Source organism: Streptomyces sp. SID8374 (genome assembly GCF_009865135.1).
GTDB lineage: Bacteria > Actinomycetota > Actinomycetes > Streptomycetales > Streptomycetaceae > Streptomyces.
On the sequence record NZ_WWGH01000001.1, the window covers coordinates 5,276,819 to 5,285,582 of the forward strand.

Sequence of the window (8,764 nt, forward strand, 5' to 3'; positions counted from 1 at the left end):
CCTTCCGCGTTGATTACGCAGTACATCCGAGAGGTCTTCTTCCGATGCGTCAACCGTCCGTCATATCGCGCCGTGTGGCCGCGGCCACCGTCACCCTCGTCCTCGCCGCGGGTGCCGCGGCCTGCGGTCCCGAGGACAGCAAGGGCGGCGACAGCGGCTCCGGAGCCGAGGGCAAGCCGCAGAAGGGCGGCACCCTCACCGTCCTGAACCGCAACGCCCAGCAGGACTTCGACCCCGCCCGGCTCTACACCTCCGGCGGCGGCAACATCCCCTCCCTCGTCTTCCGCACCCTCACCACCCGCAACCGCGAGGACGGCGCCGAGGGCGCGCAGGTCGTCCCCGACCTCGCCACCGACCTGGGCAAGCCCAACGAGGACGCCACGGTGTGGACGTACACCCTCAAGGAGGGGCTGAAGTACGAGGACGGCACCGCGATCACCTCGGCCGACATCAAGTACGGCATCGAGCGCTCCTTCGCCCCCGAACTCTCCGGCGGCGCCCCCTACCTGCGGGACTGGCTGATCGGCGGCGCCGACTACCAGGGCCCGTACAAGGACAAGAAGGGCCTCGACTCCATCGAGGTGCCCGACGACCGGACGATCGTGTTCCGGCTGAACAAGCCCGAGGGCGAGTTCCCCTACCTGGCGACGCAGACCCAGACCACCCCGGTGCCCAAGGCCAAGGACACCGGCACCAAGTACGAGGAGCACCCCGTCTCCTCGGGCCCGTACAAGGTCGTCACCAACGAGAACGACGGCGAGCGGCTCGTCCTGGAGCGCAACCCGCACTGGTCGGCCAGGACCGACGAGGAGCGCAAGGCCTACCCCGACCGGATCGACGTCCGCTCCGGCCTCGACGCCGCCGTCATCAACCAGCGCCTCTCCGCCTCCCAGGGCCCCGACGCCGCCGCCGTCACCACCGACACCAACCTCGGCCCGGCCGAACTCGCCAAGGTCAGCAGCGACAAGAAGCTCGCCGCCCGCGTCGGCACCGGCCACTTCGGCTACACCAACTACATCGCCTTCAACCCGAAGGTGAAGCCCTTCGACGACCCGAAGGTGCGCCAGGCGATCTCGTACGCCGTCGACCGCACCTCGGTCATCAACGCCGCGGGCGGCTCCTCGCTCGCCGAGCCCGCCACCACCTTCCTCCCCGAGCGCGACTCCTTCGGCCACACCCCCTACGACCACTTCCCGGCCGGGAAGACCGGGGACGCGGCGAAGGCGAAGGAGCTGCTGAAGGAGGCCGGGTACGACAAGGGCCTGACCGTCACCCTCACCCACTCCAACGCCAAGGACTTCGAGACCAGCCCGGAGATCGCCACCGCGCTCCAGGCCGCGCTCAAGAAGGCCGGCATCACCGTCAAGCTCCAGGGCCTGGAGGACAACGACTACTCCGACACCATCCACGACGCCAAGAAGGAGCCCGGCTTCTTCCTCGCCCACTGGGGTGCCGACTGGCCCTCCGGCGGCCCCTTCCTCGCCCCGATCTTCGACGGCCGCCAGATCGTCAAGGACGGCGCCAACTTCAACACCGGTTTCCTGAACGACCCCGAGGTCAACAAGGAGATCGACGAGATCAACAAGCTCACCGACCTGAAGGCCGCCGCCGCCCGCTGGGGCGCCCTCGACAAGAAGATCGGCGAGAAGGCGCTGACCGTGCCGCTGTTCCACCCCGTCTACAAGCGGCTCTACGGCCAGGACGCCAAGAACATCGTCATCAGCGACTGGACGGGCGTCCTGGACGTCTCCCCGGTCGCGGTCAAGTAACCGGCCGCGGTCACGTAACCATGTCCGAAGCCCTGCTGGTCAAGGAGGCGGGAGCGGCGCCGGTCGTCGCCCCCGCCTCCGGGGCCCGGCTGTTCCGGCGGAGGCTGCGCGCCCAGCGCGCGGCCTCCGCCGCGGCCCTCGTCGTCCTCCTGCTCGTCCTGGTCGCGCTCGCCGCGCCGCTGCTCACCGCACTGGCGGGCCAGGACCCCAACACCTACCACCCCGACCTCGTCGACTCGGCGGCCGGCGGCGTCCCCATCGGCCCCTTCGGCGGCATCAGCGCCGACCACTGGCTCGGCGTCGAACCGCAGACCGGGCGCGACCTGTTCGCCCGGATCGTCTACGGCGCCCGGGTCTCGCTCGGCGTCGCCCTCGTCGCCACCGTCCTCCAGATCACCCTCGGCCTGGTCATCGGCCTGGCCGCCGCGCTCGGCAGCCGCTGGGTCGACCAGTTCCTCAGCCGGATCACCGACATCAACGTGGCCCTGCCGATCATGGTCATCGCCCTGGCGCTGCTGGCGATCGTCCCCGACACCTTCCCCCGGCCCGTCCTGATCGCCCTGGTCATCGGAGGCATCAACTGGGCCGGTACGTCGAAGATCGTGCGGGCCCAGGCGCTCACCCTGAAGTCCCTCGACTTCGTCTCGGCGGCCCGGCTCAGCGGACGCGGAAAGTGGTCCATCGCCCGCCGCGAGCTGCTGCCCTCGCTCGCCGCCCCCGTGATCACGTACGCCGCCCTGGCCTTCCCCACCAACATCATCGTGGAGGCGGCCCTCTCCTTCCTCGGCGTCGGCATCAAACCGCCCACCCCGTCCTGGGGCCAGATGCTCACCGAGGCCGACACCTGGTACCAGGCGGCCCCCACGTATCTGCTGCTCCCCGCCGGGCTGCTCTTCGTCACCGTCCTCGCGCTCACCGTCCTCGGCGAGGGCGTGCGCACCGCACTCGACCCGCGCGCCGCCTCCCGGCTGCGCGTGGGCACGAAGCAGACCGAGGAGGACGCGGCGTGACCGGCTTCCTGATCCGGCGGCTGGGCGGGGCCGTCCTCGTCCTGTTCGCCCTGACCGCCATCCTGTACGGCATCTTCTACGTCGCCCCCGGCGATGTCGCCCAGATCGCCTGCGGCCCGCGCTGCTCGCCCGCCCAGGTCGCCCAGGTCACCGAGCAACTGCGGCTGAACGACCCGCTGTACGTGCAGTACGGGCACTTCCTCCAGGGCATCGTCGCCGGGCGCGACTTCTCCACCGGCACCGGCGTGGAGCACTGCTCCGCGCCCTGCCTCGGCGTCTCCTACCAGTCCGACCAGCAGGTCACCCAGCTCATCCTGGCCAAGCTCCCGGTCACCGGCTCGCTGGTCGTCGGCGCCTTCGCGGGGTGGCTGCTGCTCGGCGTGGGCACCGGCGTGCTCTCCGCCTGGCGGCGCGGCCGGCTCACCGAACGCGTCCTGACCTGGCTGACCCTCGCGGGCTCGGCCACTCCGGTCTTCGTCATCGGGCTGCTGCTCATCATCGTGTTCTGCTCCACCCTCCAGTGGCTGCCCGCCCCGAGTTACGTCCCCTTCGCGGAGGACCCCGAACAGTGGGCGTGGGGGCTGCTGCTGCCCTGGGTGTCGCTGGCGCTCATCGAATCCGCCAAATACGCCCGGCTCACCCGCAGCGCCATGCTGGAGACGCTCGCCGAGGACCATGTGCGCACCTTCCGGGCGTACGGGGTCGGGGAGCGGGCCATCATCGGCCGGCACGCGCTCCGGGGCGCGGTGGCGCCCGTCATCGCCCTCAGCGCGCTGGACTTCGGCTCCATGTTCGGCGGCGCGGTGCTCACCGAGTCCCTCTTCGGCATCCCGGGCATCGGGCGCGAGCTGGTCCACGCGGTCAAGGTCGTCGACCTGCCCGTGGTGGTCGGCATGGTGCTGGTGACCGGGTTCTTCGTCGTCCTCGCCAATGCCGTCGCGGACCTGCTGTACGCGCTGGCCGACCGACGGGTGGTCCTTTCATGACAACGCGTGAGCCACTGAAGAAGACGCGTGACCTATTGGTCGACGTTTCCGGTCTCACCGTCGACTTCGGTTCCGTCCGGGCCGTCGACGGGCTCTCCTTCACCCTGGAGGCGGGCGGCGCCCTCGGCGTGGTGGGGGAGTCCGGCTCCGGCAAGAGCGCCTCGGCCTACGCCCTGCTCGGCCTGCACCGGGGGACGGGCGCCCGGGTCGGCGGCACGGTCAAGGTCGCCGGTACGGACGTGAACGCGGCCGACGACGCGGGTCTGAGGGCGCTGCGGGGCGCGAAGGCGGCCATGGTCTTCCAGGACCCGCTCTCCTCACTCGACCCGTACTACCCGGTGGGCGACCAGATCGCCGAGGTCTACCGGGTCCACCACCGCGCCTCCCGCAAGGCCGCCCGCGCTCGGGCCGTCGAGGTGCTTGACCGGGTGGGCATCCCGGACGCGGCCCGCCGCTCCCGGCTGCGGCCGCACGAGTTCTCCGGCGGGATGCGGCAGCGGGCGCTCATCGCGATGGCCCTGGCCTGCGAGCCGCAGCTGATCGTGGCGGACGAGCCGACCACCGCACTCGACGTCACCGTGCAGGCCCAGATCCTGGACCTGCTGCACACCCTGCGCCAGGAGACGGGCATGGGGCTGCTGCTGGTCACCCACGATGTGGGCGTGGCCGCCGAGAGCGTGGACGACGTGCTCGTGATGCGCGAGGGCCGCGAGGTGGAACGCGGTCCGGTGGCCCGGGTGCTGGGGTCGCCGCGCGAGGCGTACACGAAGGAGCTGCTGGCGGCGGTGCCGAGGGTGGAGACGCGGAGGGTGGTGCCGGTGCCTGCGCAGTGTGTCGCGGAGGACGCGACCCCACTGCTCGAAGCCGTCGACCTGCGGCGCGAGTTCGGCCGGGGGAGCGGGAAGGTCGCCGCCGTGGGCGGGGTCTCGCTCACCGTGCACGCCGGGCAGACGCTCGGCATCGTCGGCGAGAGCGGCAGCGGCAAGACCACGCTGGGCCGGATGCTGGTGCGCCTGCTGGACCCGACGGCGGGCCGCCTCCGTTACGGGGGTACGGAGATCGGCTCGCTCTCCGAGAAGGAGCTGCGGCCCTTCCGGCGCGAGCTCCAGATGGTGTTCCAGGACCCCGTCGCCTCGCTCAACCCCCGCCGCTCGGTGGGGGAGTCCGTGGCCGACCCGCTGCGGGCCGCCGGGGAGCGCGACGAGGGGCGCGTACGGGACCGGGTGGGCGCACTCCTGGAGCGCGTCGGACTCGACCCGGCGCACTTCGAGCGCTACCCGCACGAGTTCAGCGGCGGACAGCGCCAGCGCATCGGGATCGCCCGCGCCCTGGCCGCCGACCCGAAGGTCATCGTCTGCGACGAACCGGTCTCCGCGCTGGACGTCACCACCCAGGCCCAGGTCGTCGCGCTGCTCGCCGAACTCCAGCGCGAGCTGGGTATCGGCCTGGTCTTCATCGCCCACGACCTCGCCGTGGTCCGGCAGGTCAGCGACCGGGTCGCGGTGATGCGCGGCGGCCTGATCGTCGAACAGGGCAGCGCCGACGAGGTGTACGGCGACCCGCGGAACCCGTACACGAAGCAGCTCCTGGCGGCTGTGCCGGCCCTCGACCCGGGGCTCGCGGCCACCCGCCGGGCGGCCCGCAAGGAGCTGGCCGCAGCCTGACCGTGCGTGACAACCGACCGCTGTATCGCGACGGAACGCGATCGGGGCGGGAAAGTTACGACGGTTCACCCCTTTCGGTGGTGCGACGGACAACCGTCCGTCGCACCACCGGCGTATCCGCTTACGGTCGTCCCGCTGCGAGTCGCCGTTCCAACGGCGGCCGCCCACAAGGGAGATCGGGGGTGTACTCGTGCGGATCGGACTGCTCACCGACGGTGGTTATCCGTATGCGACCGGTGAGTCCAGACTCTGGTGCGACCGACTGGTGCGCGGACTGCCGCAGCACGAGTTCGACCTCTTCGCACTGAGCCGCTCCGCCCACCAGGAGGACCAGGGCTGGGTCAGGCTGCCGCACCACGTCAGCCGGGTGCGCACCGCACCGCTCTGGACCCCCGAGGACGGCACCCTGCGCGGCAGCGGCGAACGCGGCCTGCTGGCCCGGCTGGTGACCGGCGGCGGCGTCTCCTACGGCCGCCGCGACCGCAAGCGCTTCGCCGCCCACCTCACCGCGCTGGCCACCGCGATCTGCGCCACCGAGGACTCCGGCACCGAACCGGCCACCGACGGCGGGCTCTTCACCGAGGGCTTCTACGGGCTCGCCGAGCTGGCCCGCGAGCGCGGCGGACTCCACCTCGCCCTGCGCTCCGAGACCACCGTACGGATCCTGGAGGCCGCCTCCCGGGCCCGTGGCACCGGCCGGACCGTGCAGAGCGCCACCGTCCTGGACCACCTCGCCACCGCCGCCGAGCTGGAGCGCGTCCTGCGCCCGCTCTCCCTCGACTGGTACGACCCCGAGAGCCTCGGCGCGGTCGACCTCTGCCACGCGGCCTCGGGCGGCGCGGCCGCCATTCCGGGGCTGCTGGCCAAACGCTTCTTCGGGGTGCCGCTCCTCGTCACCGAGCACGGCGTGCAGCTCCGCGCGCACTACCTCGCCGCGCCGGACGCCCCCTTCGGCGCTCCCGTGCGCGCCGTCCTCGCCAACTTCCACGCCCTGCTGGCCGCCGAGGTCTACCGGCAGGCCGCCCTCATCACCCCCGGCAACACCCACGTCCGCCGCTGGCAGCAGCGGTGCGGCGCCGACCCGGCCAAGCAGCGCACGGTCTACCCGGGCATGGCGGCCGAACGCTTCTCCCCGGTCGGCGAGGACGACGACGCGGGCGGCCCGGACACCCTGGTCTGGGTCGGCCGGATCGAGCCCGCCAAAGACCTGATCGCCCTGCTCCACGCCTTCGCCGAGGTCCGCCGCGCCGAACCGGACGCCCGGCTGCGGATCTTCGGCGCCCCGGCCGAGGGCGACGAGGCCACCGCGTACCTCGCGCACTGCCGGGCGCTGGCCGCCCAGCTCTTCCCGGACGAGGCCACCGGCGCCCACGCCGAGGGCGTCAGCCCGGTCACCTTCGAGGAGATCGGCGGCCCCGAGGTCCCCGACCTCGCCGAGGCGTACGCGGCGGGCGGTGTGGTCGTGCTCTCCAGCGTGGTCGAGGGCTTCCCGATCAGCCTCGTCGAGTCGATGTTCTGCGGCCGGGCCACCGTCTCCACGGATGTCGGAGCGGTCGTCGAAGTCATCGGCGGCACCGGCCTGGTGGTGCCCCCGCGCAACCCCCGGGCGCTCGCGGACGCCTGTATCGCGCTGCTGCGCGACCCCGAGCGCCGGGCGCGACTGGGAGCGGCGGCCCGCGCCCGCGCGCTCGAACTCTTCACCGTCGAACAGAACCTCGCGGCATTTCGCGGCATTTACCTGGAGCTGATCTCGCACGCCCCGGTGCGCCGGGAGGCCGACGCCATGGACGCCGACGGCGAGCCGCTGCTCTTCGCCACCCCGGCGGAGGCCCGGCTCCTCGGCCACTGGACCCAGCCGCAGCCCCCGGCGACCGGAGCCCGGGTGCCGGGCCGGGCCGACGGGGCGCAGCCGGAGGAGGCGCGCGCCGGGGAGCCGGTGGCGGCCGGGGTGCCGGGCCGCTCGCCCCGGCCCGGTCCGGAGCACCCCGCGCGACCGGAGGAGGCGGCCGCCCGGCAGCCCGGGCCGGCGCCCGAGCCCGCCTGCGTCTGCGCGGCCACCGGCGGACGGGGGGACGGCGATGCGTGATCAGCCGATCCGGCCCGATCGCGGGGACGAGCGCCCGATGCCCCGCCCGCAAGCGGCAGCTGTGCCCGCCGAGACCGCCGAGCCGGTGACCGCTCGCCCGGAAGCTCCCGAGCCTGCCGATGCCCCTGCGGTGCCGCCCGGCGAGCTTGTCGCCGGGGCCGTGGTGGCCGGGCCCGCCGGGTCCGGATCTGCCGTGTCCGCCGAGCCTGGAGCCGCCGCTCCGGGAGCCACCGTGCCTGCCGCTCCCGGAGCCGCCACCCCCCGAGCCACCGCCCCCGACCGCCCCGCCGAGATCCCGCCGCGCACCGCGCACCGCAGGCCCCACGCCCCCGCGCGCCGGGGCCCCGCCGACCCCGTGAAGTCCCTGATGCACCACCACCGTGACCTGTGCGAACGGGCCGTGAGCCCGCTGGAGATCGCCGCCGGGCTCGAAGCCCACGGCCTCACCGACCGCACCGCCGCCCGCTACCGCCACCGGGACGTGTTCGCGCTCGCCGAGGAGCTGTACGCCCGCACCCCGGCCCGGCCCGCCGCGCCCGCCGAGTCCGCGCCCCGGCCGCCCGGTCCCGACACCGAGGCCCGTGCCGGGTGGACGCTGCTCGCGCTGCTCCCCGGGGCCGCCTGCCTCGCCACCGCCGGGCTGCTCCGGCTCACCGAAGGGGCGCTCGGCGGGGGAGCGCGGTTCGCCGTGACCGTCGCCGGCGCACTCCTGGCGTGCCTGGCGCTCCGGCTCTGTCTGCGCCGGGGGCCCCTGCGCGCCCCCGAAGGAGCGGGCCGCGCCGGGATGTACGCCTGCTGGCTCCTGAGCTTCGCGGTGTACGGCGAGGGGCTGATCGCCCAGGTCGTCAGCGGTGGCCCGGACGGGCCGTGGGAGGCCGACCCGGCCCCGCTGCTCGGGCTCACCGCCGCCGTCGCCCCGGCCGCCTGGTGCGCGCACCTCTTCACCGTGCGGGCCCACCGCAAACTCACCGGCAGCCGCGCACTGGAGGAGTTCGGCGCGGGAGTGCGCCCCCTGCTCCTGCTCGCCGTCGCCCTCTTCGTCTGCGCCCTGCTGCCCCTGCTGTTCCTGGCGGGCCTGGGGCTCGGTTCCACGGGGCTGCCCATCGCGGCCGCCGCCCTCGGGGTGCTGTTCTTCCTGGCCCGGCTGCTCGCCGCGCACGGACTGCCCGAGCCGGGCACCGTCGCGCTCGCCGCCGCCTGTGCCATGGAGGCCGCCGCCCCCGCCCTCGTCCTCGCCGGACGGCTGCCC

General features: G+C 73.7%; 6 protein-coding genes. All 6 read left to right on the plus strand.

What is annotated here, in order from left to right; genetic code table 11:
- The first annotated feature begins 44 nt into the window (after positions 1 to 44).
- On the plus strand, positions 45 to 1,769 hold the full coding sequence (locus GTY67_RS23640; RefSeq protein WP_161279898.1) for an ABC transporter substrate-binding protein: 1,725 nt from the start codon (positions 45 to 47) through the stop codon (positions 1,767 to 1,769).
- Positions 1,770 to 1,789: 20 nt separating this feature from the next.
- Positions 1,790 to 2,779, plus strand: a complete 990-nt coding sequence (locus GTY67_RS23645) for an ABC transporter permease (RefSeq protein ID WP_093693236.1) — start codon at positions 1,790 to 1,792, stop codon at positions 2,777 to 2,779.
- Positions 2,776 to 3,765 (plus strand): ABC transporter permease, encoded by a 990-nt coding sequence (locus GTY67_RS23650; RefSeq protein WP_161279899.1) that lies wholly within the window; start codon positions 2,776 to 2,778, stop codon positions 3,763 to 3,765. The genes GTY67_RS23645 and GTY67_RS23650 overlap by 4 nt, the downstream gene beginning before the upstream one ends.
- Complete coding sequence (locus tag GTY67_RS23655; protein ID WP_161279900.1) at positions 3,762 to 5,429, plus strand: ABC transporter ATP-binding protein; 1,668 nt, start codon at positions 3,762 to 3,764, stop codon at positions 5,427 to 5,429. The genes GTY67_RS23650 and GTY67_RS23655 overlap by 4 nt, the downstream gene beginning before the upstream one ends.
- 190 nt (positions 5,430 to 5,619) lie before the next feature.
- Positions 5,620 to 7,515 carry a DUF3492 domain-containing protein gene (locus tag GTY67_RS23660; protein ID WP_161279901.1) on the plus strand — a complete coding sequence of 632 codons (1,896 nt, stop codon included), beginning with the start codon at positions 5,620 to 5,622 and terminating at the stop codon, positions 7,513 to 7,515.
- A gap of 367 nt (positions 7,516 to 7,882) precedes the next feature.
- Positions 7,883 to 8,764, plus strand: an 882-nt coding sequence (locus GTY67_RS23665) for a hypothetical protein (protein WP_161280236.1), incomplete at its 3' end; no start/stop codon positions are given.

What these genes read in the sequence shown, in the direction of transcription:
- GTY67_RS23640 (WP_161279898.1), top strand. Translation starts at nt 45, where the DNA reads ATGCGTCAACCGTCCGTCATATCGCGCCGTGTGGCCGCGGCCACCGTC.
- GTY67_RS23645 (WP_093693236.1), top strand. Translation starts at nt 1,790, where the DNA reads ATGTCCGAAGCCCTGCTGGTCAAGGAGGCGGGAGCGGCGCCGGTCGTC.
- GTY67_RS23655 (WP_161279900.1), top strand. Translation starts at nt 3,762, where the DNA reads ATGACAACGCGTGAGCCACTGAAGAAGACGCGTGACCTATTGGTCGAC.